Annotated in this window: 22 protein-coding genes and 3 pseudogenes; 10 read left to right on the top strand and 15 right to left on the bottom strand. The window is 45.5% G+C overall.

The window, feature by feature from the left end:
* Positions 1-20 precede the first annotated feature (20 nt).
* Together R2X38_RS11695 and R2X38_RS11690 are read left to right on the top strand one after the other, a co-directional pair.
* The gene (locus R2X38_RS11695) at positions 21-263 is read left to right on the top strand and encodes a hypothetical protein (RefSeq protein ID WP_317522415.1); all 243 of its coding nucleotides are present in this window, start codon (positions 21-23) and stop codon (positions 261-263) included.
* A 148-nt stretch (positions 264-411) separates the two neighbouring features.
* Positions 412-702 carry a DUF3303 domain-containing protein gene (locus R2X38_RS11690; protein WP_317522414.1) on the top strand — a complete coding sequence of 97 codons (291 nt, stop codon included), beginning with the start codon at positions 412-414 and terminating at the stop codon, positions 700-702.
* A 68-nt stretch (positions 703-770) separates the two neighbouring features.
* On the opposite strand, the gene R2X38_RS11685 is transcribed toward R2X38_RS11690, so the two are convergent.
* The 5 genes and pseudogenes from R2X38_RS11685 to R2X38_RS11665 form a co-directional block, all read right to left on the bottom strand.
* Positions 771-2,156, bottom strand: a complete 1,386-nt coding sequence (locus tag R2X38_RS11685; RefSeq protein ID WP_317522413.1) for a HAMP domain-containing sensor histidine kinase — start codon at positions 2,154-2,156, stop codon at positions 771-773.
* A gap of 43 nt (positions 2,157-2,199) precedes the next feature.
* Positions 2,200-2,964: a response regulator transcription factor gene (locus R2X38_RS11680; RefSeq protein WP_317522792.1), complete on the bottom strand. Its 765-nt coding sequence runs from the start codon at positions 2,962-2,964 to the stop codon at positions 2,200-2,202.
* A 97-nt stretch (positions 2,965-3,061) separates the two neighbouring features.
* The gene (locus R2X38_RS11675) at positions 3,062-3,766 is read right to left on the bottom strand and encodes a spondin domain-containing protein (RefSeq protein WP_317522412.1); all 705 of its coding nucleotides are present in this window, start codon (positions 3,764-3,766) and stop codon (positions 3,062-3,064) included.
* 9 nt (positions 3,767-3,775) lie between these two features.
* The gene (locus tag R2X38_RS11670; RefSeq protein WP_317522411.1) at positions 3,776-4,450 is read right to left on the bottom strand and encodes a spondin domain-containing protein; all 675 of its coding nucleotides are present in this window, start codon (positions 4,448-4,450) and stop codon (positions 3,776-3,778) included.
* 212 nt (positions 4,451-4,662) lie between these two features.
* Positions 4,663-4,954 (bottom strand): annotated as a pseudogene (locus R2X38_RS11665) (IS3 family transposase); the annotation flags it as partial.
* 65 nt (positions 4,955-5,019) lie between these two features.
* Here R2X38_RS11665 and R2X38_RS11660 point away from each other — a divergent pair.
* Positions 5,020-5,581, top strand: a pseudogene (locus R2X38_RS11660) (IS4 family transposase); the annotation flags it as partial.
* Between the two features lie 71 nt (positions 5,582-5,652).
* On the opposite strand, the gene R2X38_RS11655 reads toward R2X38_RS11660, so the two are convergent.
* The 5 genes from R2X38_RS11655 to R2X38_RS11635 form a co-directional block, all read right to left on the bottom strand.
* Positions 5,653-8,781 carry an efflux RND transporter permease subunit gene (locus R2X38_RS11655; RefSeq protein WP_317522410.1) on the bottom strand — a complete coding sequence of 1,043 codons (3,129 nt, stop codon included), beginning with the start codon at positions 8,779-8,781 and terminating at the stop codon, positions 5,653-5,655.
* Positions 8,782-8,792: 11 nt separating this feature from the next.
* A complete protein-coding gene (locus R2X38_RS11650) occupies positions 8,793-9,836 on the bottom strand; it encodes an efflux RND transporter periplasmic adaptor subunit (RefSeq protein ID WP_317522409.1) in 1,044 nt (347 codons plus the stop codon).
* A 22-nt stretch (positions 9,837-9,858) separates the two neighbouring features.
* On the bottom strand, positions 9,859-11,214 hold the full coding sequence (locus tag R2X38_RS11645) for a TolC family protein (protein WP_317522408.1): 1,356 nt from the start codon (positions 11,212-11,214) through the stop codon (positions 9,859-9,861).
* 126 nt (positions 11,215-11,340) lie between these two features.
* Positions 11,341-12,474: a DcaP family trimeric outer membrane transporter gene (locus R2X38_RS11640; protein WP_317522407.1), complete on the bottom strand. Its 1,134-nt coding sequence runs from the start codon at positions 12,472-12,474 to the stop codon at positions 11,341-11,343.
* Positions 12,475-12,520: 46 nt separating this feature from the next.
* Entirely contained in the window at positions 12,521-13,285 is a 765-nt protein-coding gene (locus R2X38_RS11635) for a hypothetical protein (RefSeq protein ID WP_317522405.1), read from the bottom strand.
* Between the two features lie 759 nt (positions 13,286-14,044).
* On the opposite strand from R2X38_RS11635, the gene R2X38_RS11630 reads away from it, so the two are divergent.
* The 3 genes from R2X38_RS11630 to R2X38_RS11620 all read left to right on the top strand — a co-directional run bounded on the left by R2X38_RS11630 (position 14,045) and on the right by R2X38_RS11620 (position 16,649).
* Positions 14,045-14,749 carry a DUF3299 domain-containing protein gene (locus R2X38_RS11630; protein WP_317522404.1) on the top strand — a complete coding sequence of 235 codons (705 nt, stop codon included), beginning with the start codon at positions 14,045-14,047 and terminating at the stop codon, positions 14,747-14,749.
* Between the two features lie 14 nt (positions 14,750-14,763).
* On the top strand, positions 14,764-16,101 hold the full coding sequence (locus tag R2X38_RS11625; protein ID WP_317522403.1) for an amidohydrolase family protein: 1,338 nt from the start codon (positions 14,764-14,766) through the stop codon (positions 16,099-16,101).
* Positions 16,102-16,463: 362 nt separating this feature from the next.
* Entirely contained in the window at positions 16,464-16,649 is a 186-nt protein-coding gene (locus R2X38_RS11620; RefSeq protein ID WP_317522402.1) for a hypothetical protein, read from the top strand.
* Positions 16,650-16,937: 288 nt separating this feature from the next.
* On the opposite strand, the gene R2X38_RS11615 is transcribed toward R2X38_RS11620, so the two are convergent.
* From R2X38_RS11615 to zrgA, 3 genes are read right to left on the bottom strand one after another with little or no spacing between them, the layout of a single operon-like run.
* On the bottom strand, positions 16,938-18,197 hold the full coding sequence (locus tag R2X38_RS11615; RefSeq protein WP_317522401.1) for an ABC transporter permease: 1,260 nt from the start codon (positions 18,195-18,197) through the stop codon (positions 16,938-16,940).
* The gene (locus R2X38_RS11610; RefSeq protein ID WP_317522791.1) at positions 18,197-18,886 is read right to left on the bottom strand and encodes an ABC transporter ATP-binding protein; all 690 of its coding nucleotides are present in this window, start codon (positions 18,884-18,886) and stop codon (positions 18,197-18,199) included. Before R2X38_RS11610 ends, R2X38_RS11615 begins: the two co-directional genes overlap by 1 nt.
* Before the next feature lie 48 nt (positions 18,887-18,934).
* On the bottom strand, positions 18,935-19,576 hold the full coding sequence (zrgA, locus tag R2X38_RS11605; protein ID WP_317522400.1) for a zinc uptake protein ZrgA: 642 nt from the start codon (positions 19,574-19,576) through the stop codon (positions 18,935-18,937).
* A gap of 252 nt (positions 19,577-19,828) precedes the next feature.
* On the opposite strand from zrgA, the pseudogene R2X38_RS11600 reads away from it, so the two are divergent.
* Positions 19,829-19,996 (top strand): annotated as a pseudogene (locus tag R2X38_RS11600) (transposase); the annotation flags it as partial.
* On the opposite strand, the gene R2X38_RS11595 reads toward R2X38_RS11600, so the two are convergent.
* Entirely contained in the window at positions 19,966-20,943 is a 978-nt protein-coding gene (locus R2X38_RS11595) for an AraC family transcriptional regulator (protein ID WP_317522399.1), read from the bottom strand. The pseudogene R2X38_RS11600 and the gene R2X38_RS11595 sit on opposite strands and share 31 nt — an antisense overlap.
* Before the next feature lie 217 nt (positions 20,944-21,160).
* On the opposite strand from R2X38_RS11595, the gene R2X38_RS11590 reads away from it, so the two are divergent.
* Positions 21,161-22,105 carry a helix-turn-helix transcriptional regulator gene (locus R2X38_RS11590; protein WP_317522398.1) on the top strand — a complete coding sequence of 315 codons (945 nt, stop codon included), beginning with the start codon at positions 21,161-21,163 and terminating at the stop codon, positions 22,103-22,105.
* 229 nt (positions 22,106-22,334) lie between these two features.
* On the opposite strand, the gene R2X38_RS11585 is transcribed toward R2X38_RS11590, so the two are convergent.
* A complete protein-coding gene (locus R2X38_RS11585) occupies positions 22,335-23,243 on the bottom strand; it encodes a helix-turn-helix transcriptional regulator (RefSeq protein WP_317522397.1) in 909 nt (302 codons plus the stop codon).
* A 179-nt stretch (positions 23,244-23,422) separates the two neighbouring features.
* Here R2X38_RS11585 and R2X38_RS11580 point away from each other — a divergent pair, with 179 nt between their 5' ends.
* On the top strand, positions 23,423-24,121 hold the full coding sequence (locus R2X38_RS11580; RefSeq protein ID WP_317522395.1) for a DUF3299 domain-containing protein: 699 nt from the start codon (positions 23,423-23,425) through the stop codon (positions 24,119-24,121).
* A gap of 35 nt (positions 24,122-24,156) precedes the next feature.
* Positions 24,157-25,503, top strand: coding sequence for an amidohydrolase family protein (locus R2X38_RS11575; RefSeq protein ID WP_317522394.1), 1,347 nt, complete (start codon positions 24,157-24,159; stop codon positions 25,501-25,503).
* The last annotated feature ends 6 nt before the right edge of the window (positions 25,504-25,509 follow it).

Below are 25,509 nucleotides of genomic sequence, written 5' to 3'. Positions count from 1 at the left end.
CTTCTCTGTAAAGGAGAAATATGATGAAACTCTCTAGTATCGATATGCCAGCCGTACATGAGCTGCAAGCCCTTGGTTATACCAAGTCAGAGTGTCTGACTATTATTGAACGTGAAATTTACCGTCTGACTTCAACAGACCGTTCATACATTGACGCGATATACGATAGCCAGCAATTGAGAAAAGACGAGGCGTTAGCAAAAGTGCGGAGTATGAAACGCACACGCTTCTTCCAGTATATCCAACGCTTTGTTTTTCTTTGAAAGGCTTATGTATTTGTTGGTAGCACATCTGCTTCATCCTATATTGATTCCCATTTTGCAAAAACAGATACCCCCGTCAAACTGATATAGGATGGGTATCTGTGACTATACTCTCAACACGTTTGATACGTGGTTGAAGAGGTATTCCATGACTTTCCTGATCACTTGGCAGGTATATCAAGGTCGGTTGCACCCGGTACTTGCCCACTTCGCCAAAATATCCGAAGAGCAAGATAAGGCACTAATGGGGCCGGATATCAAAATGATTGGCCGTTGGCATGATTTGGTCAGCGGCACTGGGGTATGTATCGTCGAATCTGACAGTGCAGAGGCGGTTACTGCCTACGCATTGAAGTGGAATGGTGAGATGGATATTACGGTGCAACCTGTGGTTGATGATGCTATGGCTCGAGAAATGGGAGAGAGGCTTTCACCATAGCATTCAAGCCATAGCGAAAGCCTGAGATAAAAAGCGCCTTCCTCATTCCGCTTCAGGAGAAGTGGTGACTAGGTGGGAAGAGGAAGGCTGAAGGATTGCTCGAAATGCTGCTCTTCCTGCCGGGTGCTCAACTGGCTTTGGTGCAGCATCAGTATTGATTGAATGATTTTAGTACCCAGCCCCATGCTGCCATTTGGCGCTTGTGGGTCAATGTCATTTTCCAAAGATATACCTAACCCGATTGGCTCTGGTTTGATAGTGAGCCTTACCTTACTTGATACCGGAGCATGGCGGATGGCGTTATCGAACAAGTTGGTAAATAGCCGTTGTAATAATTGTTTGTCCCCAAAAACGGTATCTTGCTTGGGAATATTTAGTTTAAGTTCAACCTGCTTCTTGTTGGCTACCGGCTGCATAGTATCGATAACGTCTTGAAGAATATTACTGAGTTTCAAGGCCTCAAATTTCGGCTCGGTCAGCACGGATTGCTTGCGGGCGACATCAATTTGCTGCGCGAGCATTTCTGATAGCTTTTGCGCATTGCGATGGGCGGTGTTAATGAGTGGATCTGGTCTATCGGCTTGTATTTGCCATGTTTCCAAATAACCCAACACGCTGGCGAGTGGCGTTTTGAGATCATGGCTCAGTTGTACCAGCAGTTCTCGGCGCTTTTGTTCTTGATGCTCAAGCTGGAGGAATTGCTGGGAAATCGTTCGTGCCATCAGGTACATCTGCTTGGCGATGGCTTTTAGCTCGGCCACGTTGAGCATGGCCTCGGGCTTCAAGCGGTAGCCATTTTCAGCTTGCGTCTTCAAGTCTTGGGCAACGTTTTTTATTGGGTTGAGCAAAGCTGACTTGGTGAGCTGATAAACACTCAGGCTAAAGCCGAGTACGAGCAACAGCGCGGCAGCGGTCACCCAGGCGATGGGCGAATGAAGCAACGAATTGATGTCACTGAATTGGGCGGCCAAGGCGCGTTGCTCACTGCCTATCACCACATACAAATACCCCAGAGTCGTGTTGCCTTCCATAATCGGCGCGACAGAAAAAACTTTCTGACGTGACGCATTGCGCGGATCATCACCCAAGATAGGGAGTGGCTTACCAGCAAGAAAAGCGTTAATTGGGGATAGGTTGACTTGCTGCCTAAGTTCTCTCCCCTCTGGTGCTGCGTGGCTCTTGATATGGCCGTTGTTATCTAGGAAGTAAATTTCAAAGTCAGGGCCGAGCAGCATTAGGGTGTGGAAGATAGATTTCAATGCTTTAGGGTTGTAGTCGCTACCTTCCATCAAGGGGCTGTCGTCACGCATATGGGCGGCGAGCTCACGGTGTAGGTTTTGCTGGGTGCGTTGCTCGACATAAGTTTGTTGGTAATTGAACAAACCGCCAATGACCACAATAGACAGAAGAAACCAGCAACCTGTGAGAAGGACAAGCTGAGTTTTGTAATTCATTGCGCTCTCCTGCTTTACTCTCGTAACTCTATAGCCCTGGCAATCAGGCTTCGAATTTATAGCCCACACCCCAAACGGTTTGGATGTATTTGTGATCGTCGTTACTGGCGTTGAGCTTGGTTCTTAAACGGTTGATCGTGCTACACACGGTATGGTGGTAGCCGGAAAACTGGGTTTGCCAAACCGCGTCGAGTAATTCATCTTTGCTGTACACTCGACCTGGTCGCTTGGCCAAGAAATGCAGTAAGGTAAATTCGGTGGCGGTGAGCGAAATGGCGTTGTGTTTGAATTCAACCTGATGTGTTACCGGGTTGATGATTAAATCACCAAAACTCAACACATTGTCTGGGTTGTTTTCCGCAATATCTGGGGCAATATCTGGGTCATTAACCGCTGCGTTACTGAAGTGCTGGCGGCGCAGCATTGCCCTGACCCTTGCTTGAAACTCCAACACGCTAAAAGGCTTGGTCAGGTAGTCATCCGCGCCTGATTCCAACCCTTCGACTTTATCTTTTTCCGCATCTTTGGCGGTAAGTACCAGTACGGGAAGCCATGGTTGGCTGCCTATCTGCTGCTGGCGGATTCCTTGGCATAGGCTCAAGCCATCGCCATCTTCCAGGCCTCGGTCAAGCACAAGCAGATCAAAGGACTGTTTGGCCAATGCCTGTCTGGCGAGCTCTAGGCTAGTGGCCCGGATTACATCATGCCCTTGAAAGGACAAGTGCATATTGATCAGATCGGCAAGGTCGTTGTCATCTTCAACGATGAGGATCATAGCGGCTGGTACCTGTTTTTCGGCTAAGGTCATTGTCATACCCAATCATCTGAAGGAGCTAGCTCCCTCAGATGACCGGACTTTGGCAGTTATCTTTCACTCAATAATGAAAAGACAATTTTCCCTGCTGTCATTCGGTACGAGTGATGATCAACTGGGCGGCTGGATTCTGGAAACGATGGGTAGCATCGAGCACTGAGGTGTCCAACCCGTCGTCTTTGCTGATCACACCAGCGTGGAACGAGACTCGGTCGTTATCGTCCCGTGCACTATTGAAACCCTCTCCGCCAGCCGCTGGCCCTGGGATGGTCTCTGCTGCTTCATCATTGGCTTCGGTGCCTGAATCCCATGCAGGCATCGCGATGCGCACGCTTTCACCCACAGCCAATGAAGCCAAGTCCATCGCCGTTTCAGCCACAAAGGCATCATTAGTATTTACCAGCATGCTGGCAACAGACAGATAAGGCGAGGCCGAGGTGTCCATAGTCACTGTGACGGTGTCATTGCCTGATGGTGGGATAACGCCGCTGCCTGCCATTTGTACCGATACACCCTCGATCTGTTTGTTCAGCAGCGCACTGTTGTCACCGCTTTCAGCCAGCATCTCCAATGCTTCCGATGCGGGCTCACCAATAGTGAATAATTGATAATCACTGCTGTGGCCGATCACTGCCAATGGTGACAGCGGCTGATTAGCTGAGGTGTTTTTGACTTCAACACTGAAAGTCGCGAATGTTTCTTCCGGTGGCGCTGGATCGTCGTCGTCCGAATCAGTCGGGCAACCGGCCAAAAGCGCAACACTGGCCGCGAGCAAGAGTAAGCGATAATTCTTCATGCTGCCTCCTTACTTCACGGTGACGGTAACAACAGCAACCGGGTTGAGCCAGCGGTAGGCTGTGCTGCTGATATCACTGAGACCACCGGCAGGATCGGTATCTCCGAGGTTCCCAGGGTGGATATGAACGGTGTCATTGGTAACTACTGTTTCTACCCCAGTACCGCCTGTGCCGAAGTTGATAAAGGGTGGGGTTGGCATGCTGCCGACAAGTTCATCGTTGGCTTCGGTACCGGCATCATACCCATTGAGGCGAACGGTGTAGGTACCCGGCGTTGATGGGATGGGCCAGCTATCCAAGCCAACAAAGCCATCATTGGTTGGCAGCAGCATTGCGGTAATGGTTAAGCTGTCGGCATCGCCGGTATCCATGGTGGTTGTAGCTGAATCGCCGGGGTTAAGGATTCCTTCAGCGGGGTCGGAAACCACCACGGCTCCCGCATTACTGGCAAGTGAGGATAAAGGGCCGATATCGCCGCCTTCAGCCATCAGCTCGATTTCAGAACCTGCAGCTTGACCGCTGCGGAACAAGAAAATGTCACTGCTGTGTGCCGCGACCAATAAAGGGGTGAAGTAAATGTTTTTGGTCGCATTGGTAATAGTGACATCAATTTCTGCTGCTTGGGCTTGGCCTGCGCTCATGAAGACTGCTGCGATAGAGAGGGCCGTAAGTGTCTTGTTCATTGTTCTTTCCCTGTGTTGGTGAGTTATCTTCACTATGGCGGGCAAATCTTGCAGGACTCTCCAAAAATTCTCACAAATTTCTCATAAATTAATGTGGAGGAGGGAGAAGGTATTCGCACTAGTCAGGTAGTCTGGAGTGGCTAAACCGTTCAAGTATCTGATATCAAGAAGGTAGTGGTTTTAATATCGCTAGGCTTTGAATAGCCACCGATTCAATAGACACTAGTTAGCCTTTCTTTGTACTGCTTTTCATACTCTACAGGCGACAACTGGTTATTGGAACCGTGTCTACGTTTAACGTTGTAGAACATCTCTATATATTCGAAGATATCCGCCCGAGCTTCTTCTCGAGTGGAGTATATTTTCCGCTTAATTCTTTCTTTTTAGCAGTTGGAAAGAGTTTTCGGCGACGGCATTATCATGACAGTTGCCTCGGCGACTCATACTTGATTCAAGTCCATGTTGTTTAAAAAAACTATCCCAATCATGGCTCGTGTATTGGCTTGCGAAGTACACCGCGGCTTTTTTTAATATGTCCGTTCTTCAGTGACTCTTTCTAATTCCTTTTTGAGCCGGCGGATGTCAGAACGGTTCAAGTCAGGCAGAAAGGAGGTCGCAAGGCCCGTGAGGCAAGCTGCGAAGTTCGTTACGCGCCAGTGACAGTAAAGATCCCTGCCAATAAAACAGGTGAGCCAGTTCGAACAAAAGATGAGGCGAAGCGTATTCTGGATTACTACGAGAAACGTTGGTTAATTGAAGAATTCCACAAAGCGTGGAAGAGCGGCGGTACCCAAGTTGAAGACTTACGGATGCAAAGCAAAGAGAACTTAGAACGAATGGTGGTGATACTGGCTTTCATCGCAGTGCGACTTCACCAGCTGCGCTACCTTGGACTCAACAAAGAGGAAGCAGAAAAACAGAGCTGTGAGACAATATTGAGCCCACTAGCTTGGAAATTACTATGGTCAAAACAGAAGCAAACTAAGCCGCCAAAGCAAGCCCCAAGCCTGTACTGGGCGTACATTAATCTCGGAAAGCTAGCTGGTTGGTTGGGAAAGGCTATGGGAAGGATGGTTCATGTTACAAACCATCCTTGAAGGTTACCTGCTTGTCCAGTCCCTTGACCTATGATGTGTTCAAGAGACAGGGCACTGCCGGGCTTTTTGTTGGGGCAAAACAGTCTAGGATGAGTGTTATCGTTTTTAGTCTAATGCAAGCTCACGAAGCTTATCACCTTTCACTTTCTCACGAATACGCTGGAAGAAGGCGTAGAATCCAGGGGTAATGATAGTACCTAGGATAAGTACACACATGATACCGCCAAGCAGCGTTATACCCGTACCAACCTGAGCGACAGAGCCCGGGCCAGAAGCAAATGCTAGCGGTACGATACCTAGGATAAATGACCAAGAAGTCATGTTTACCGCCCGGAAACGCATCACACCACCTTTCTCAGCTGCTTCGTCAATGGATAGACCTTTATCTTCGCGCTGGTTCTTCGCGAATTCGACAATCAAGATTGCGTTCTTCGCACCGATGGTGATAAGTAGGATCAGACCAATCTGGCTGTATAGCGTTAGCGATAGACCCGTAGCAACTAGAGCAAAATACGCACCCAACGCGGCAGTTGGTGCTGCGATGATGATCGCAATAGGCAGTGCCCATGACTCGTACTGTGCAACTAGGAAAAGGTAAATAAAGACCATTGCAAAGATGAAAGCAAAGATAATTGCGTTACCTGCCAACTTCTCTTGCAGTGCCATAGTTGTCCACTCGTAAGTGTAACCTGTTGACAGATTATCAGCAGAAATGGCTTCAACTGCGGCAATCGCCTGACCCGATGAGTAACCCGGTGCAGGGTTGATGAAGATCTTCACCGCAGAAAGCATGTTGTACTTAGTCGTCACATCTGCTTCGAGACGAGATTCAACGTTAACAACGGCACCTAGTGGAAGCATTTCACCTGATGCAGACTTAACATGGATATTTTTCAGGTTGTCGATGTCTACACGCTGCTCAGCTTTGGCTTGCATTGTTACGTAGAAAGTGTTGCCCCAAAGCGAGAAGTCACCTGCACGAGCTGTTGCTAGGTACGTCATCAACGTATCGTTGATTGCCGTTACAGACACACCGTATTGACGTGCTTTCTCACGATCTACATCGATATAGTAGTGAGGCGCGTTGGCACGGAATAGCGTGTACGCGGATGCAATTTCAGGTGCAGCATTAAGTGCAGTAATTAGCTCATTCGCCGATTGTGCAAGTTCTGGCTGAGATACACCTGTGCTGTTTTGTAGCATGTACTCCAAACTTGTACCAGAACCTACACCAGAGATAGCTGGCGGTGCGATGGTCATCGCAAAGCCACCAGTAATAGCCTGTAGTGATGCGTTTAGGCGTGCTTGAACATCAAATACAGTATTGCTACCTTCTAGCTGCTTACGCTCTTCCCACGGTTTCAGTGCGATGAACATGGTTGCGTTGTTTGGCTGAATCGACAGCGTTAGGATACTAAAGCCACTTGCACCACCTACTAGGTCAACCGCTGGGTCTTCTAGAATGATGTTCGTTGCTTGCGCTAGTACTTCATCGGTTCGATTAAGCGCTGCTGCGTCTGGTAGCTGAATTAGGGCAAGTAGCGCGCCTTTATCTTCAGGCTCTACGAAAGCGTTTGGCACATTTTGGTTTAGCACATACGTTGCCGCCAACGTACCACCAAAGACAATCAGTAGCACTGAAGTCTTGCGAACTACAACGCTTACCGCTTTACCGTATACGTTAGTGATCTTGTCGAAGCCGTTGTTGAAAGCAACGAACCATTTCGCAGGCTCTTCCACTTTCATAACCAGTGAACAGATCGCTGGTGATAGCGTTAGGGCGTTAACCGCAGAGATCAGTAGCGAGATACATAGCGTAATACTGAACTGCTGGAACATCACACCTGTGATACCAGGAAGGAAACTAGTCGGTACGAATACCGCAAGCATTACTAGCGTAGACGCAACAATTGGACCCGTTACATCTTGCATCGCAATGTACGTTGCTTTCGGTGCAGAGAGCTCTGGGTTCTCTTTCATTACACGCTCAACGTTCTCGATAACCAGAATCGCGTTATCTACCACGATACCGATCGCTAGGATCATACCAAACATAGTGATGGTGTTGATCGTAAAGCCGAACAAGTTCATAAAGAAGAACGAGCCAACTAGCGATACAGGGATCGCTACCGCAGGAGCGATGGTCGCACGGATACTACCTAGGAATAGGTAAGTAACCAAAACAACTAGAATAACCGCGATGATCAGTGTTTCTGTTACCGTAGAGATAGAGTCCGATACGAACTCGGTTACATCGTACGGGTAAGCAATCGCAACACCGTCAGGCAGTTCAAGCGAGTCAAGCAGTGCTTTTACTTGTTGACCAGTCTCAAGTGCGTTGGCACCTGGTGCTAGCGAGATGTTAAGCATCGCCGCTGGCTGGTTGTTTAGCGTCGTCGTTGTTTCGTAACGGTTATTGCCCAGCTCTACATCTGCAATATCACGTAGGTAAACATTTGAGTTGTCCGCTTCAGTACGAACAATAATGTTCTCAAAATCTTCAACCGTTTCTAGGCGACCTTGAGTTAGTAGCGGGATCTGCAACATGCTGTTGTCGTTAAACGGACCTGCACCCAATTTACCCACAGGGAACTGGCTGTTTTGATCAGCGATCGCAGCACGAACTTCTGCTGGCGTCACTTTTAGCGCAGCCATTTGGTCAACGTCTAGCCATATACGCATTGCATAACGCGTACCCAGCTCAGTCATGTCACCCACACCAGGGATACGAGATAGGCGGTCAACCATGTTCTGAGACATCCAGTTATCGAGATACTGAATATCATGCGAGCCGTCTTGCGAGTACATTGCCAACGCCATCAAAGTATCTGATGATGCTTTTTTAACGTATACACCAAGGTTACTTACAATCGGTGGCAATGCCGGCACGGCTGCGTTTACGCGGTTTTGCACGTTAACCTGCGCCATGTCCGGATCAGTACCGATTTCAAAAGTAACACGTAGGATGTAAGTACCGTCGTTGGCAGAACGCGAGTCCATGTAGAGCATGCCGTCAACCCCGTTCACCTCGTCTTCAATCGGGGCGGCTATCACTTGCTCAATCGTTTCCGCACTCGCACCAGGGTAGAAACCAAAGACATTTACGGTTGGTGGCGTAATTTCTGGATATTCAGAAATCGGCATCAGTTTAATCGCAATCGCGCCGAGCAAGCTCAGTACAATCGAAATAACCAATGCGAATTTTGGTCTAGAAATGAAAAATTTACTTAACATTCTTTTATCTCTTATTGCACTTGAACAGGCACATCAGGACGAACGCGGATCAGGCCATCTGTAATGACTTGCTCGCCATCATTCACGCCTGCGGAAACGAATACTCGGCCGTTGTTACGTAGAACAACTTCAATATCACGACGCTCAGCCTTGTTCTCGTCATTAATGACATAAACGTACTGAACAGTCAGGTCACGAATAAGCGCAGATTCAGGCAACCAAACACCATCTTCCGCTTGATTGTGCTCAACAGTCACGTGCGTGACTTTATTTGGCTTATAGCCAAGCTCGCTGTTGTCAAAGCTTGCAGAGATCTGGATTGTACCCGCAGTTGGGTTCACCTTATTTGCTACATAGTTCACTGCGGTCGGTGTTTGCGTATCGCGTAGGCGAATGCTTTGATTCTCCTCGCTCTCTAGACCGAACTTTTTGTAACTGTTGTAATCCATGGTGAAGGTCACGTTCATTGGTGTGAGCTGAACGATGTCGATCAGTGCACCTGTTGCTGGAGCAACAAGATCACCTTGGGAGAAACGTGCTTTACCAATTTGACCACTGTATGGTGCTACGATTTCTGTTGACTTCAGATCGTACTCGGCTTTTTCTAGGTTGATTTCAGCGGCAGTCAGTGCTGCTTTTGCTGAATCCAATTGAGCTTGAGCCATTTCTAGATCAGACTGAGTTGAGCCACCTGGGCCCTGTAGCTTAACAACACGATCGAAATGAAGTTGTGCGCTCTTGTGAGCTGCCGTTGCTTGAGTCACGTTTGCTTTTGCTAATTGCTGGTTGTGACGGTAAGTGGTGTCATCAATTTTAAACAGCACGTCGCCTTTAGTAACCATTGCACCGTCAGCTACTAACTGATCAACAATGTAACCTGAGACTCGTGGTGTAATTTGGGTATGCGCTTGTGGATCAAATTTCGCGACAAAATCTTTTGTAGGGTTTACCGATGTGAACTCTGCTTCGATTGCACTTACTGGTACACCTGCCGCATTTACTGCGCCAGAGACGGCCACCGCTAAAATGCATAGCTTATGGATGTTTTTAAACATTTGTTGCCTCGCATATTTGTATTTATTGTGTAATTGGTTCGATACTGGCATTCAATGCAGTGATATCTGATTCAGAGATCTCACCGGCTAGGAACTTGATAAGTAATGCCGCCTCAATGAAAGAAAAGTACGCATTGTTTAGCTGAGATTCAGACACGTAGTAGTCGCGAGTGGCGTCTAGCACTTCACTCATGTTACGTGCGCCCAGCTCGTAGCCACGCTGAACAGATTCCAGTGCCTTACGTTGAGAAACAACGGTCTTTTCAAAAGCATCAATTTGCATTTCTGTCGCTTCAGCGTGTCTGATGGCATAGCGAACATTTTGGTAGGTTTGGCGATGTGACTCTTCTTGAACCTGGTAGGCAATGTCTAGTTCAGTGTTGGCAATATCCACCAACGCAGACAATGATGAACCTGTGTAAAGAGGCACGTTCATCGCTAGCACGACTTCGGCTGACGTTAAACTTTCATCAGCCGAAATTTGCCCACCAGTTACATTTTCGGTAAGGTCGCCATGAAGCCGCTGGTTCACTCGACCAATTAGAGAAAGCTGAGGCTTGTGGCCTGCTTTCGCGCGGTTCACTTCTAGCCTAGATTTTTCAATCGCAATACCCGCCAGTTGAATATCACGGTTGTTGACCATCGCCGCATCTAGCCATGAAGAGCCTGTCTCAGAAACTGGTAGGTTTGGAGTGAAGCCTACGGTCTTAAGCGGCTGTACAGAGCTGAACTCGTGTCCAGTAATGGTTTGCAGTGCATCAAGTGAAAGCTGGTGGGCCGTTTGCGCTTGAATGACCGCTACTGCGGATTGATCACGACGCGCCTGTGCTTGAAGTAAGTCGATTTCAGAAGAGATCCCAGCTTGGCTGCGCCGTTGTGTGATTTCTAGATTTTCAATTAACGCTTTCTCGTTGGCTTTTGCATTATCAAGCAGTGACTTGGTGCGAAGCACTTCGAAGTAAGCATTGGTGGTTCGAAAGATCAGTGCTTCGTGTGCTTTAGTCACTAGCAATGATGCGCTTTCGCTGTTTTTATCTGCAATCGCGACACCTGCACGCACAGCAGGCGTATAGATAGCTTGACGTAGGCTAATACCGCCTTCAGTCAGGCTACCGCTACCGCCATGAGTCGCCTGGATTTCATCCGAGTCAAAAAACGCAGAGGCGTTAAAATAAGCATTGATTTGCGGTAAAAGCTGGCCTTTCTGTGCGTCAATCGCATATTCAGACTGCTTCTCACTCAGCACGGCTATATTGAGCAAAGAATCATTTTTCAATGCAAGATCATAGAGGTTTTGCAAGTCAGTGGATGCAAATTGACTTGCGTTGGCACCACAAGATAACGCGCCAACAAGTAGGGTACACAGTTTTATTTTCATATCGTTTAGTCCAACGAATATTGTCGTGTTGACGCTCGCTTGAAGTATGTTTGAACTGAGCGTCCATGTCCTTTTCGTACACGTGCAGGATTAGGCCTTGGCAAAATTACCCAAGGCCTGAAATGTTTAGTATTGCCAGTCCATACCTAGCATGATGCGGTGGTTATCACGCTCATCACCGCTGAACAGTTTGTACTGCGAGTAGCTGTATTCAGCGCCGATAGTGAGGTTTGGTTTGACCGCCCACAGCAGGTTTGCCATGGCATATTCGGTTGAGGTAAGAGTAACAGCGTTGATCTCTCTTTGATTTTCCAGTGGCTCAGAAGAGACAGTACCGTAAGCAAAGACAGACTTGAGATCGTCTTGCCATTTGCGCGTGTAGGTCGTAACAAGGCTGTCTGTTGCCCGCAGATCAAGGTCTTGAGAGCTTTCATTCCAAGTCGCTCCCACACCAGCTAAACCAAGTAAGTAGCGGTCTGTACCTTCACCAATATTCCCAAGAATCGTAATGCGATCTTTGTCGGTGAAATCCCAGCCAGCCGATAGCTGAACACCATAACCCCACTTGCGGTGAGTGTTGCCATCGTTGGTGACGCGAAGTTCATTGAATAAACTGGTTGCTCGAACCCAAGCGTCTTGGTTAACCCACTCTGCCGCTAGTGCAATTGCTGGTGAAGATCCTGAATTGTCGAGATCAGTTCCCAACAAATTGATGTCGTCGTTAGTGCTGCTTTCTAGGGCGACATCGTATTTAAACGCACCTGCATTTTGTGTCCAACGAACCAGTGGCTGGCGCTTGAATACCGCACCACTCACGGTTGCTTCAGCCACAGACTGAGGGATGTTGCGAAGATCCATAAAAGTAGACCAAGTGTGGCCAGCCAACAGTTGACCTTGCTCCATCGACCAAGCCACGTATGCTTCGCGTAGGCGTGGTGACATACCGCCGTCGTTGTTTTCGTTAAAGTCCATCACCACTTGTGAGCGAAGGCTTGAGCCACCAGCCAGTGTTTGACTGGTGCCAAAACGAACTTGTGACAGTGAAGCATCGATTTTGGTATCGCTGTTCTCGCTAGGAAAAGCAAGAAGAGCAGAGCCTGGTATGTTGATACCAACGCCCGCTACATCAGTATCGTAAAGAAGTACGGTTTTGATTGAACCACCAAAGTGAAATTCGATGTCAGACGCTTGGCTTTCGGCGTAACTACCTGTACTTACTAGCGCGAGTGTACACGCTAAGGTAATATGTTTGATTTGCATAAGTAATATATTAGTGATTGATATTATGTAAAAAGATGAGTTCAACCTAGAAGTCGTGACGAACACCCAGCCAAGCTTTGGTTTCCCAGTCTGCATCTAGGTCAGTGCCGTTTACGCTAATGGTTGATTTTGCGAAATCGAATCGAGTGTTGATCCACGTTGAACGATTGCTGTTTAGCGGTGCGTTAAGTCCAGTTTTCACTGTAATGTTTTGTACATCTAGTGTATCGCCAGACAGATTTTGAATTTCAGGAGTCACAACAACGTAAGCACCAGTGTCACCGATATATTTTGCGGTAATTAAGCTTGCGCCAAAGCCAGTTAGATCATCTTTAGTACCATCTGCAAGTTCCATGTTACCTGCAATCACATTCGCCATTGGGAATACAAGCAGGCCACCAACAGAGGCAGGGTTCACAGCAGCCACACCGCCAACAGCCAACAGATCATTTTTTACTGCGTTTGTGCGCGTGTTGATGTAGTCAAAAGAGACACCCGCTTTTGGCGTTGAGTTAATACCAGTGTCGAAAACATGGAAGTATTGAACGCGAGAGTTTTGGTAATCTAAACCAAACTTGTTTGAATCGTTGTCTTCATTGTCAAAGGTAGCTTCGGCAAGTAGGGCAAACTGTTGACCATTTTCCATACCACCAGCCACTTGACCTTGCCATAGCAGGCTAGAGTCGCCACTAACCATAAGGGCAGTTTGGGTATAAACATTGGTTACGTCGGCTGGATCAATAACTTCATCTGCGAATGTAGGCGTAGATAGAGCGAGTGCAAGGGGAGTCAGTAAAACTAACTTTTTCATGATATTCTCTTTGAATAGTTTTTTTTGAAATGTTATATCGGTAATTACCTCAATGGAGTACCCTATAAATAGCTATGGTAATTTAAATCCTAGGAACTAGGATGATTAGAAGCCATTTATAAAAACTACATTGAATTATTTAACTTTTATGTAAATAGGAAACCCAATTTAATTAAAAAGCAAAGCTTTTAATTAAATTAACAAGTGAGTTTCACCAGCATGGTGTTAGTTTGAAATCAGTATTTCATTAAACTCAAAGTTCAAATAAATCAGTGCAAATAACCTAGTTTATGCACTGTATAAATTTATTTTTTTGTAGAAAATAAATGCCATTCTAAAATCTAACCCTATATTTCTAATTCTGTTTGTTTTCGTATCTGAAAACTTATATTGTGATTTTAAGTTATGGTGGTTTTACATACAACAAAGGGTGTCACTTTACGACATGGTTATTTTTTGGTGGCGCAAAATGTTTAAGTTAAAATAATGTAAACACGTAAGGCTGATCAAATCGATTATTTCTCTTGGCTGCCAGTGTTATTTTGGATTTTCGCGAGGAGGGAGCCTCAACTATTTCAGTGGGTAACACTATTGCTTCAAAACGGTATTACTTCAAAACGGTTTAGTTTCTCATTTTTGAATGCCTAATGACATTTTGCGTCATCAAAGATGGCTCATGTCGTGTGCTGTAGGACGTTGGTTGTATAGCTATCTGTGGTTTTATATATTAAATATAAGTTTACGTTAATGAGTTGAGCGATGAGATTTTTACGTTTAGGCATATCTCTGATTTTAATGAGTCTACTGCCAATTAGCTTTGTTAGTGCATCAGAAGTGGAATATGACTATTCCTTTAATGGTGAAAAGTTTCTTAGCTGGCGTTCTTTAGTACTGCCTACGGTAACGTTGGACAACCCTTTTGAGGGTATGCCCTACCAACAGCTTGATTTACTCCGTACCTATACGACATTAACGGAGCGCCTTGCCAACCAATCTTCTGAGTTTAGTGAAGAAGCCATTCAGTCGTTTAAGACAGCGCTTAAAGAGGCTGATACACAACTTGCAGAAGAAGGACTCAATGCGAAAGAGCTATATCAAACCCGTAATAAGATCATGGCCCAGCGTGAACATCAGTTAAATACACCGAACCCATTGGTTGTTGACAAAAAATGGAAAGTGGCTGGCTTTATGGCGCCAATCGAATTCGATGGCACTAAAGTAATCAAGTTCTTCATGGTCCCAATAGCAGGTGCGTGTATCCACACACCTGCGCCACCTCCAAATCAAATTATTTTAGTTGAATACGAGAAAGGCGTGGAAATTAAAGGCCTTGAGTATGGCTTCTGGGTTGAAGGTGTTCTTGAATCAGATGCTGTTACCGACGTAGCAAGTTATTACGATGGTGAAAGCGTCGTAGATGCAATTTATACAATGAAAGCAGAAAAAATCCGTTTCTTCGAATAACAATAGGAAAGATAATGAAAGTATCTACTAAAGTCCTCTCTACTACCGCGTTAGCTGTTGCAATGGCGTTAGCTTCTCCGCTAACACTTGCAGAGGATACAACTTCATACCTAATCAAGAATGCTCGTGTTTTTGACGGCCAAAGCGACAAGCTGAGTAAACCTCAGTCTGTGCTTGTTGAAGGCAATATCATCACGAAAATTTCTGCTTCAATTAAAGCGCCTGAAGGCACGGAAGTGATTGATGCTGCAGGTAAAACGCTTTCACCTGGTTTCATTGCTGCACACGAGCACCTAGTCGGCCAGATGTCATTCGGTGAAATTTTCTCTAAAGACACGCGTTACAAAGCCTACGTTGCGACACAAACTGCTGAACAATACCTAATGAACGGCTTCACCTCTGTACGTGATGTTGGTGGTAACACGTTCTCGCTAAAAGATGCTATTGATGCGGGTTACATTAAAGGTCCACGTGTTTACCCATCTGGCCCAATGATTTCTCAAACCTCTGGTCACTCTGACCACCGTTTCCAGTCTGACGGTAACGCAATGAAAGGCGGTACTTGGGACACAATGGAACGTGAAGGCGACATGTTAATCCTTGATGGTGTGCCAGAAGTTCTAAAAGGTACACGTGAAGTACTACGTCAAGGTGCTTCACAAATTAAGATCGCTGTTGGCGGTGGTACAGGTTCATACGCTGACCCACTAGATACAGTCCAATATACTCCTGCTGAAATCAAAGCAGCAACCGATGCGGTTGGCGACTGGAACACTTATGTGACAGCACACGTCTACAACAGTGACGGTATCCGCCGCGCAGTAGACAACGGTGTTAAGTGTATCGAGCACGCTAACCTAATCGACGAAGAAACATTACGCTACATGATGGACAAAGACGTATGGCTATCGCCACAGGTCATCGTGTATACGTACATCCCTCGCGGTTACACAGAAGATCAAGCCAACAAGCACCGTCAAGCGTTTGATGGCATCGATAACCTGTTCCGCACGGCTAAGAAGATCGGTTACGACAAGATCGCATTCGGTACTGACATCATTACTGATCCACAAATGATCCGTGACATGAACCAAGAGTTCGTTCACCGTACACAGTGGTTCACGCCAGCTGAAGTTATGAAGCAAGCAACCTACAACACCGCGCAGCTTCTACAAATGTCTGGTCCACGTAACCCATACCCAGGTAAGCTAGGTGTAATCGAAGAGGGCGCGCTAGCTGATATCCTTCTAATCGATGGTAACCCGCTAGAAGACGTTGAAGTTCTAACGAACCCAACGGACAACCTTAAACTTATCATGAAAGACGGCGAAATCTTTAAGAACACGCTGTAATTCTCTGATTAATATATAGAACAAAAGAGCAGCTAAATCTGGCTGCTCTTTTTATACCAATCGGTATAAATAATACTGATCAAGTGTTTATTTTGGCTGGTATTACTCCAGTGATAAATAATCACGCTTTGTCAAAATAAAACTCCCTGGACATTATCATGATTAAAAATGTTATTAGGTGCCAATACCTTTATACTTTCTTAGCAATTAGCTTCCTTATTTGCAGCGGCCTTATGGATATGTTCACTGGCGCACCACTCAGTGTTGCAAATGTACCCTTCTCTATTACGTTGTTTTCATTATACTGCTTCTTTATTTACAAATATTCAACTAACCGTCGTGTTTACCTAATTACGATGATATTGTCTATTATACTCTTCTGCCTTGGCGGTGTATTTGGCAACCTACATGAGTACTTCACGGTTGGCCTAGACGGCTACCACAGCCTAGCTATTTTTATCGTTGCTGTTTCAATTAATGCTTTCGGTAGCATTGTCAACATCATTGCACTTGCTATCACGTTGAAATCAGGTAAGGCGAGTTGCTGACTTTAATGTAAGGTGGATAGTTTTATTACACCCGACTTCAATTTCCCCACATTAATCGCCCCGACTTCAATTATGAAGAGGGGCACTCGATTGATATTAAGCACCAATTTCCATCCATTCTCAGATAACCATCAATACTTAGTAAAGATATAGCTCCTTAATTTAAGGAGCTATATCATCGCTCGCGAAGATAAAACACAGCTATGGCAAGTACGCTTTCAACACCAGATTGGCGAAGTTGAGCAGTGCCAACCAGCAGCAAAGAGCGAGTTGCCATTTTTCATCTATCTATACCTTGATTGTCATGCCATCCGAGAGCGAATGTCGATAGGCGCGGACAGCAGGAATGATACCCACTAGCATACCAGCTAACTGCACAAGTAATAACAACAACAGCTCATAGTTGGTTGGCGCTGTGATCGGAATAAGCAAACCAAACTGTGATTGAATAATTGGCTGAGTGAGCAGCAATATCAAGTACAACAAAGAAGTACCGACGACGACACCCAGTGCCGTTAAGAGGGTCGCTTCACTGGTAAGCAGAAAGAAGATATGACCGGGCCTTGCTCCCATAGCCCGAAGGATTGCCATCTCTCGGCGTCTTTCATTGAGGCTGGTTAACAAGCTGGTGAGCATTCCTAACAGTCCTGCGACAACGACAAACCCTGAAACGACTAATAATGCTTGCTCGGCGACAGACATCATGCCCCACAATTCATGAAGGGCGATACCCGGCATGATGGCGCTTAGTGGTTCTTTGGGGTAGTTATTGATCTCGCGTTGCAGGGCAAAGGTTTGCATTTTGGAATTAAGGCCAAGCAGAACGGCAGTGATTTGCTTAGGCTCAAACTGTCGGGCCGCAAGGACGTCGGCACCCGGTGTTGACCCAAGGCGGGCACCGCTTTCCCAACCGACATGAATAGCTTCTATGGCTTCAAGCGATACATGCACGCTACGATCTACCGGCGTGCCTGTCGGCTCAAGGATCCCCACAACCTTAAATGGCAGGTTATCATGACGGTTAAAAGACAGATCGCTAATACCATGGGCAATAATGATCTCATCGCCGATCTTATAATCGAGCTTTCTCGCTACATCCGCACCGATCACCGTTTCGAATAGACTATCGAAAACTTCCCCCTGGGCCAGTTGTAGCGGCTGCTTCTGGCCGTATCGATAATGTTTGAAGTAAGCTCCGTTGGTACCTATGACCCGAAAGCCTTGGTGCGAGTCGCCAAGAGAAATTGGAATCGCCCATTTGACGGAGCGATGCTGGCTGATTTCTTGGTAGCTTTGCCAATCAATATTATTGGTCGCATTTCCGATCCTGAATACCGAATAGAGTAGTAGGTTAACCTGACCGGAACGTGAGCCAACAATGAGGTCGGTTTCCGAAATAGTATTGGCGAAGCTGGATTTGGCCTGGGTTCTGACTTTTTCAACGCCAAGCAGCAGGGTCACTGAGATGGCTACGGTTAATAAAGTCAGTATTGCCGTGGCTTTTCGGTTAGCCAGGCTTTGCCAGGCCAGACGTATGATCGCTGCCATTATTGTTCCCTTACAGCTTGGTTAATAGTGTTTAGATTGATACTGCGATCAAATAGCGGTTCGAGTGTCTCATCATGGCTGACAAACAATAACGTGGTGTCAGACTTGTCGCACTCCGCCATCAGTAATTTGATAAAAGCTTCGCGGTTGTCATGATCCAGTGCCGAAGTCGGCTCATCAGCAATTAACAATTTAGGCTTGCCAATCAAAGCTCTTGCCGCTGCGACTCGTTGCTGCTGTCCGATACTGAGCTCACTGATAGGTCGAGCTAAGCACTCACTCGGGAGATGAAGTTGGGAAAGTAGCTCTTTGGCCTGCTCGTACATGCCTCCGTTAATTTGTTGCTTTCTTAATTCTGAAAAGCGACAAGGGAGCAGGACATTATCAATGACTGACAGATAAGGGAGTAGATTGAACATTTGGAAGATATAGCCAATATGGTCGGCCCGAAAACGGTCTCTTGCTGTTGGCTTTAGGCTACTGAATGGTTGTCCAAGCAGCTCGACGGTACCGGATGTCGGTTCGTTTATGCCTGCTAGCAGGCTAAGGAGACTTGATTTACCGCTGCCGCTAGGGCCTTTGATGAAAACTTTTTCACCTTTGTTAACCACCAGTGAAGGGATTTCCAGTAATGGCTGGGTTTGGCTAGGCCATTGGAAGGTGAGTTTGCTGATCTCGATGATGTTCATGATCTGTCCTGAAATGGGGAATTGCTTCCCCATCTTGGTTACTTTGGATTAGAAACGGAAAGCGGTGGTGTTTGAGGTCAGCGGCCCACCTTTTTGCCCTGTTTCCGTGATGGCGTTAACAGTGATGCGCTCGGTGGTTGGGAAATGTGTAAACCACTGAGTTTTAACATCTGTTAATTGCTCAATGTTGCCACATTTATAGATATATTGCGCAGTGAATTCGCCGTGTGCACCATGGTCATGGTCATGGTCATGGTCATGGTCATGGTCATGGTCATGGTTATGTTTGTCGTGATCGTGGTCATCATGACCGTGTTTATCATGATCGTGACTCTCATCTTTCTGAGAGGACAGTGTTTCTGAAACTTGACTATCTACCAATTGGCATTTTGCGCTAGCTGTTAGCACCCAAGTATCGCTCGGAGAGTTTAACTGCGCGATTGCGTTGTCAATCGCCGCTTTTTGCGCGTCAGTATGAGGAGCGTGCTCAAAGCCAACCACATCGGCACCCGGCGCGTGAATCTCCATTAATAAGTCTTGGCCATCTTGGGCGATATTCACTTCCACTACGCCATGGACGTGGGCGTCATGCTGGCGGAAGTGGTCGTCTGCTGCGGCAGAACTGGATGCGGCCAAGCCGAGAGCGACGAACAAAGTGGTAATGGGGGGAAGAGAATGATTTAAACGCATGGTTCCCTCAAAAATTAGTAAATAATTAAGTGGTGGTATGGCACCTTTCAAATAGATTAACTCTATCGCTGCCATTTACATTTTGAATTTTATGGTATTGAACACTAGGTACACAATTAGTCAGGAACACTTTACGACACGGATATCTTTGTATGGCATAAAACATCATTTAAAAATTCAAATTAGATAGAAAGCAACTGAACAGGCCCAAGTCCGACAATGGTTGAAAGAACAGATAGCCGTAGCGGACTAAATATTGTTCGCTTTTTCTGTCAACTTAGGGAAAGCTATCCATTGGCTCACAAACTCCATATCGTCTTAGACGGGGCGGGATATCACCGCAGTGATTTGGTCAAAGATGCGGCCTTTGTATTTCGTTTCGAGCTTCATTATCTTCCACCACACAGCTTTAACTTGAATCTTGACGGGGTCTCCCCCGTCCATTTTTTGAAAGCACGGTTGAAATTGCTCATGTCGTTATAGCCGACTTGCCAAGCGATCTCTGTGATGCTGGCTTCGCTACCGAGCAGTAAGGCAATAGCCTTGTTTTTTCGTGCTGTCTCGTTCAGCGCCTTGAATGTGGTGCCGCGCTTAGCAAGATGCCGTTGCAAAGTCCTTGGCGTTACCCCCAGCACCTGAGCAAACCAGCCAAGTGAGAACCAAGGTTCGGGGGAAAAGGTTTGAACAAGTCGTGTAATGGTATCTAGCCAGTCATGTTGAGACTCTACTAACATCATAGGCGGGCAGTGATCCGGCAAAGGGATAGCTATCGCCCCGTACGGTTGGCTAAACTTTACTGTGGTATGCCTTAGTTCCTCTGGGAGGGTTGGCCATTGTGGATGGGAAGACATCATTTTCACGGCCGTGGGTCTCCACTTGCAGCCAAGAAACGGGTAGCACAGATTAAGGAGATACATAATTCGTAGCCACTCCATAGGCATGAACCCGAGCGTGTTAGAGGGGATCGGGCTCCGGTAGCATAACCACCATGTCCCTGCCAGCTGTTCGCTCCAGTACACGAGGTTATTGCTAAAGGTGTTCATCTCTGTGATAAACACCTGCACGGCTTCAGCGAAGGTGTCGCAGCGGTCAAGCATATTGCCGAGGGCTGGTGATATATCGATTGGAAAGGTTCGCCGGCCGATATCGACCCCTATGTGTGGCCCAAATTCTGCGGTGAGCTTCTGGGCAAAGCCCAACAACAAGTTCCCGGGTAGGCATTGGCTGTCATGCATATGTTCGACGGGTAACCCTACTTCGCGGGCCAGTTCGCGCCACTCTAGCCCATGTTGGTTACACCATGAGATGACCGAGTTGAGTTTGCGTGCTTCAGTAACTATCGGGGTATTTTTGAAGTGTAGTGACATTGCCGCTCCATACCTATACTTCATCACACAAATTTACTAAAGCTAAGGCTATGCTCAAATTAAAAAAATAGATCGAAATTTATGATATTTACATTAGTTTTTAATTATATTAAAAAGAGTCTCGGTATACTATTATAAGCAAACATATTGCGACATGAAGTTTGTTTTATGGCGCAAAGTGTTTTTGTGGTGTTGTGATTTAAATGAGGGAGTGGTAGTGAAGTTAAATATTACACAAAGTGACTATATTAATAAGGTGATAAAAGCTTGTCGGGAGTTAGTCGAAAATAGCAATGTTAATATTGAAAAATACCTTGAGCTGGAAAAACCGTTGCTACAGCATAATACATTATATGCAGAGACATCATATAGGTTTATAGAAGCAGTTAGTCATTTGCTTGATGATAAATATTTAGGCTTCCTTTTGGGTGAAAAGCTTTTCGAAAATGATCTTAGTAATAAAAGTTTGCATGACAATCTTTTGGTATCTTTAATCAATGTGTTCTCAAAACAAACAATGGTTGCATATTACGCTACATTTCATCTGGATATAATAAAAGATCGTATGATTATTGGTTTGAAAAGAGAGAAATCAATTAGACACTCAAGCCAGTACATGGATGAAGTTATATTGGGTTATATTGTTAGTTTAATTAAATACTATGTTGTAGATGCGTACTCCCCAGATAAGTTAATTATTCAATCTCATAAGGACATATTTATCCCAGAACGTCATCAATTATCATCCAATGTTATGTCAGGTCGATACGAAGTATCTATAAATATACCTGTGATTTGGGTTAATGATATGCCTATGAAAAGGAAAGAAGAAGAGCTAGAGAACAAAGTAGAGACCACGATTGAGAGTATTTTACGACTGTGTAGTTTTAATGTTACCAATGTGGATTGGAATATTAATCAATTATCAAAAGAGTGCCATTTGTCGGTGCGAACTCTACAAAGGTTATTGGCGAATCATAAAACTTCATTCAGGAAAATTATGCTTCAGGAGAAGTTAAGTTACGCAAAAAATAAACTCAATGAAAAAATATCGCCAAGAGAAATTGCTACTCAGTTAGGTTTTTCTGATGTCACAGCGTTTGGTCGCTTCTTTAAAAAAGAGAGTGGAGTGACAGTTACTCAATATTGTGATGATAAGTGATATAACCGTCAGGGCTTCCGCATGAGTGCTCAAGATTCAGCCATAGATGCAAATCCAGTCAGAAGAATTTGCTCTAGGAACAACGGATTGATCATACAGCGCTTCTGTTTCATCGGCACACTGATTTTGGTCGGTTCAGTTCTCAGCACCTTCAGCGCCTTGTGCTCCCGAGTTCCACCACAAATTTAATTGTCACTCTATGCCAATTTAGTAAAGATATGGCGTAAAACTAATATTCTCTTGGTGTAGTCCCTGTCATCTTTTTAAAAAAACGACTGTAAGCCGAATACTCAGTGAATCCGAGCTTCATAGCAATATCCCTGTGATTATTTCCCTTGGTCAGCTCAGACTTTGCTATATCTATTTTTTCATTCAACATGATTTTTCTAAATGTTGTATTTCGATTGGCTAGTATTCTTTGAAGCGACCGTACTGATAGGCTACACTCCTTTGCCAGTTGATTGATATTCCATTTAGGATTACTCAAGTTTTCTCGACATTTTTTTCTAATCATTTTGAGGCTAAAACTATCTAGTGGATCTTCACTAGTTTTATAACCCAGTAACCAAGATACGGGTATGTTAATCGAAAATGCCGTATTACCCACTTTAGATTTTTGATATGGATAAATATCAGGGATTTTGACTTCAACCTCACTAGTAATAAGTATGCTACTAGGTTGGAATTGCGCATAATCAGCCTGTTTGATCAGTGTAAGTAGATAGCCAATCATTAACGAATTTAACTCTTTGGTCGAGACCCGAACTCTTTGTATACGTTCAAGTCGGATTTGCAGTCTCTCCCCGATAAAATCGATATGAAATGTCGCATAATTGGAAGCTGTTATGTGATAGGCCAAAGTTTCAGTTAACAATTGAAACCAGCTAACTCTTCTATCGCCGTTTTCAATAAGATCTTCCTCAGCCAAACATTGACCTACTTCAAAGGGTAAAAACTCTCCAGAATAATTCATATCTGCGTGTTGAAGATACTTATAAAGGGACTCTGCAAAAACTAAATTTTGAGCACTGCAATCATCACACAAATCATGTTTATGACCGTCTGCCTCCAATAGAGCAGAGCATAACGAATGAATACGCCTTTTATATCGACTATCGGTAACATTAAAACTCGCCAAAGTAGCCCCCCAACTTTGACTCAGATAAGACTAAATGCATCAGTTACACCTTTAATTAAACACAATGTGACACAACACCAACTTTAGTGGCACATAAAGTTAAATGCAATGGATAAAATTTGCTGTATTCATTAAATTGGTAGCTAACAACAGAAGCGAACTCAATGTTTATGTATCTAATGAATTTTCTAAAGAAATTGCCTTACCTAATCTTGATCGTTTTATCGACGGCGATAAGCGCTTCAGAATTACTGACTTTTCAAGGCAGTGATGGCCAAAGTTATTTGAACTGGAGTTCATTGGTTAAGAAAGTCGAACCTATCGACAACCCGTTTTTAACCATGAGCCACACCGACCTTGAAATGATGAAAGACTACGCTTCACTGAATCGAAGAGTAGAAAGTAATTCGAGCGTCTTCACTGAAGAAGACATTCGTGCATACCAAAGTGAAATGGATTCGATCGCAGTCGAGCTCAAGGCTTCTGGACTGAACCCACTAGAACTGATCGAAGCTCGAAATAAGATTATGGAGCAACAATACCATCAGATTACTAGCCCAAATCCTGAGGTGGTCGATCAAACATGGAAGATGCTCGGCTTCATTGCCCCGATTGACTTTGACGGAACCAAAGTAACCCGATTTTTCCTAGTACCAACAGCCGGAGCCTGCATACATACCCCAGCTCCACCTCCCAACCAGATTATCATGGTTGAATTCGAGCAAGGTATTGAATTAAAGCGCTTGGAAGACCCAATTTGGGTGGAAGGAAAACTTGAGTCAGAGATGGTTACTGGCGTAGCTAGCTACTACGATGGTCAATCTCAGGTTGATGCCATTTACACAATGAAAGCTGATGAATCGCAGTTTTATAAATAACCCACTAAACCATAGTAAAAACTAAAAGGTAAACTATGAAACCCCAGAAACTATTCACCTCAACAGTGATTGCTGCCGTATTAGCGGCATCACCTATGGCTTATGCCACAGAAGAAGATACTGTTCAGCGTACTCTGATCAAAAATGCAAACATCTTTGATGGCACGAGTGACAAGTTAACATCGTCGATGAGCGTGCTAATTGAAGACAACAAAATCGCTAAGATCTCTAAGTCTATTCCAGCAACCAGCGACATGATGGTCATCGATGCGGCTGGCCGCACAATGTCTCCTGGCTTTATTGACGCGCACGTTCACCTAACTTGGAACACGGGAATGTGGGAATTCATGGACTCTCCAGGCACTTACATTGGTGCGCTGGCATTGAAAGAAGCAGAAAACACTTTAATGCGTGGTTTCACCACAGTACGTGACACAGGTGGCCCTTCTCTTGGTCCTAAGAAAGCTATCGATCAAGGTCACTTCCCTGGCCCTCGTATCTATTCTGCCGAAGCAGCTATCGGGATGACTGCAGGTCACGGTGACTTCAGAACGCTAAACACAGCACCAAGACAATTCGGCGGCCCAGCGCTAACAGAATTGGAAATTCATGGTGGTGCGATTATGGCTGACGGTGTACCAGAAGTGCTAACCGCTTCTCGCGAGCAAATGCGTAAAGGCGCACACTTCCTTAAGATTTTTTCCGGTGGTGCAGTAAGTGGCCTTCGCGACCCACTAGACATCATGGAATACTCAATGGAAGAACTAAAAGCGGCAGCTGGCGAAGCAGACCGTTGGAACACTTACGTTGCAGTACATGCTTATACCGACCGCGCGGTGCGTGAAAGCTTAGAAGCGGGCTTCTTGTCCATTGAACACGCAAACATGCTGACTGAAGAGACAATGAAACTAGCCGCTGAAAAAGGCGCATTTATTTCCGCGCAAACAGGTTTCTTCCTAGGCCCAGTACCTGCTCACTTTAATGAGCAGCAGGCTGCTCGCCAAATTGAAGCAGCTGAAGGCCTAGATACCATGATGAAAATGGCCAAGAAGTACAACGTAGACGTGGGCTTCGGTACGGATTTCATCGGCTCATTTGAAGCAAAAGCGCTACAAAACCAAGAGTTCACCAACCGTTTGAAATGGTTTACTCCTGCTGAGATCATGCAGCAAGCGACTTCGGTTAACACTCGTGTACTTGAAATGACTGGTCCACGCAACCCTTACCCAGGCAAGCTAGGTGTGATCGAAGAAGGTGCTTACGCTGATATTCTACTTATCAACGGTAACCCACTAAAAGATATTTCTATCTTGACTAACCCTGAAGAAAATCTAGCGCTGATCATGAAAGATGGTGAAATCTTCAAAAACACGATTAACTAGAATGTA

Origin of the sequence: Photobacterium rosenbergii, from assembly GCF_033022775.1 — a bacterium.
GTDB lineage: Bacteria > Pseudomonadota > Gammaproteobacteria > Enterobacterales > Vibrionaceae > Photobacterium > Photobacterium rosenbergii_A.
Note: the sequence above shows the minus strand (reverse complement) of the source record. Positions and strands in the feature narration are given on the sequence as shown.

Excerpts from the sequence above, each read along its gene's own strand:
- R2X38_RS11695 (WP_317522415.1), top strand. The coding sequence starts at position 21 with ATGATGAAACTCTCTAGTATCGATATGCCAGCCGTACATGAGCTGCAA.
- R2X38_RS11690 (WP_317522414.1), top strand. The coding sequence starts at position 412 with ATGACTTTCCTGATCACTTGGCAGGTATATCAAGGTCGGTTGCACCCG.
- R2X38_RS11685 (WP_317522413.1), bottom strand. The coding sequence starts at position 2,156 with ATGAATTACAAAACTCAGCTTGTCCTTCTCACAGGTTGCTGGTTTCTT.
- R2X38_RS11680 (WP_317522792.1), bottom strand. The coding sequence starts at position 2,964 with ATGACCTTAGCCGAAAAACAGGTACCAGCCGCTATGATCCTCATCGTT.
- R2X38_RS11675 (WP_317522412.1), bottom strand. The coding sequence starts at position 3,766 with ATGAAGAATTATCGCTTACTCTTGCTCGCGGCCAGTGTTGCGCTTTTG.
- R2X38_RS11670 (WP_317522411.1), bottom strand. The coding sequence starts at position 4,450 with ATGAACAAGACACTTACGGCCCTCTCTATCGCAGCAGTCTTCATGAGC.
- R2X38_RS11655 (WP_317522410.1), bottom strand. The coding sequence starts at position 8,781 with ATGTTAAGTAAATTTTTCATTTCTAGACCAAAATTCGCATTGGTTATT.
- R2X38_RS11650 (WP_317522409.1), bottom strand. The coding sequence starts at position 9,836 with ATGTTTAAAAACATCCATAAGCTATGCATTTTAGCGGTGGCCGTCTCT.
- R2X38_RS11645 (WP_317522408.1), bottom strand. The coding sequence starts at position 11,214 with ATGAAAATAAAACTGTGTACCCTACTTGTTGGCGCGTTATCTTGTGGT.
- R2X38_RS11640 (WP_317522407.1), bottom strand. The coding sequence starts at position 12,474 with ATGCAAATCAAACATATTACCTTAGCGTGTACACTCGCGCTAGTAAGT.
- R2X38_RS11635 (WP_317522405.1), bottom strand. The coding sequence starts at position 13,285 with ATGAAAAAGTTAGTTTTACTGACTCCCCTTGCACTCGCTCTATCTACG.
- R2X38_RS11630 (WP_317522404.1), top strand. The coding sequence starts at position 14,045 with ATGAGATTTTTACGTTTAGGCATATCTCTGATTTTAATGAGTCTACTG.
- R2X38_RS11625 (WP_317522403.1), top strand. The coding sequence starts at position 14,764 with ATGAAAGTATCTACTAAAGTCCTCTCTACTACCGCGTTAGCTGTTGCA.
- R2X38_RS11615 (WP_317522401.1), bottom strand. The coding sequence starts at position 18,197 with ATGGCAGCGATCATACGTCTGGCCTGGCAAAGCCTGGCTAACCGAAAA.
- R2X38_RS11610 (WP_317522791.1), bottom strand. The coding sequence starts at position 18,886 with ATGAACATCATCGAGATCAGCAAACTCACCTTCCAATGGCCTAGCCAA.
- zrgA (WP_317522400.1), bottom strand. The coding sequence starts at position 19,576 with ATGCGTTTAAATCATTCTCTTCCCCCCATTACCACTTTGTTCGTCGCT.
- R2X38_RS11595 (WP_317522399.1), bottom strand. The coding sequence starts at position 20,943 with ATGTCACTACACTTCAAAAATACCCCGATAGTTACTGAAGCACGCAAA.
- R2X38_RS11580 (WP_317522395.1), top strand. The coding sequence starts at position 23,423 with ATGAATTTTCTAAAGAAATTGCCTTACCTAATCTTGATCGTTTTATCG.
- R2X38_RS11575 (WP_317522394.1), top strand. The coding sequence starts at position 24,157 with ATGAAACCCCAGAAACTATTCACCTCAACAGTGATTGCTGCCGTATTA.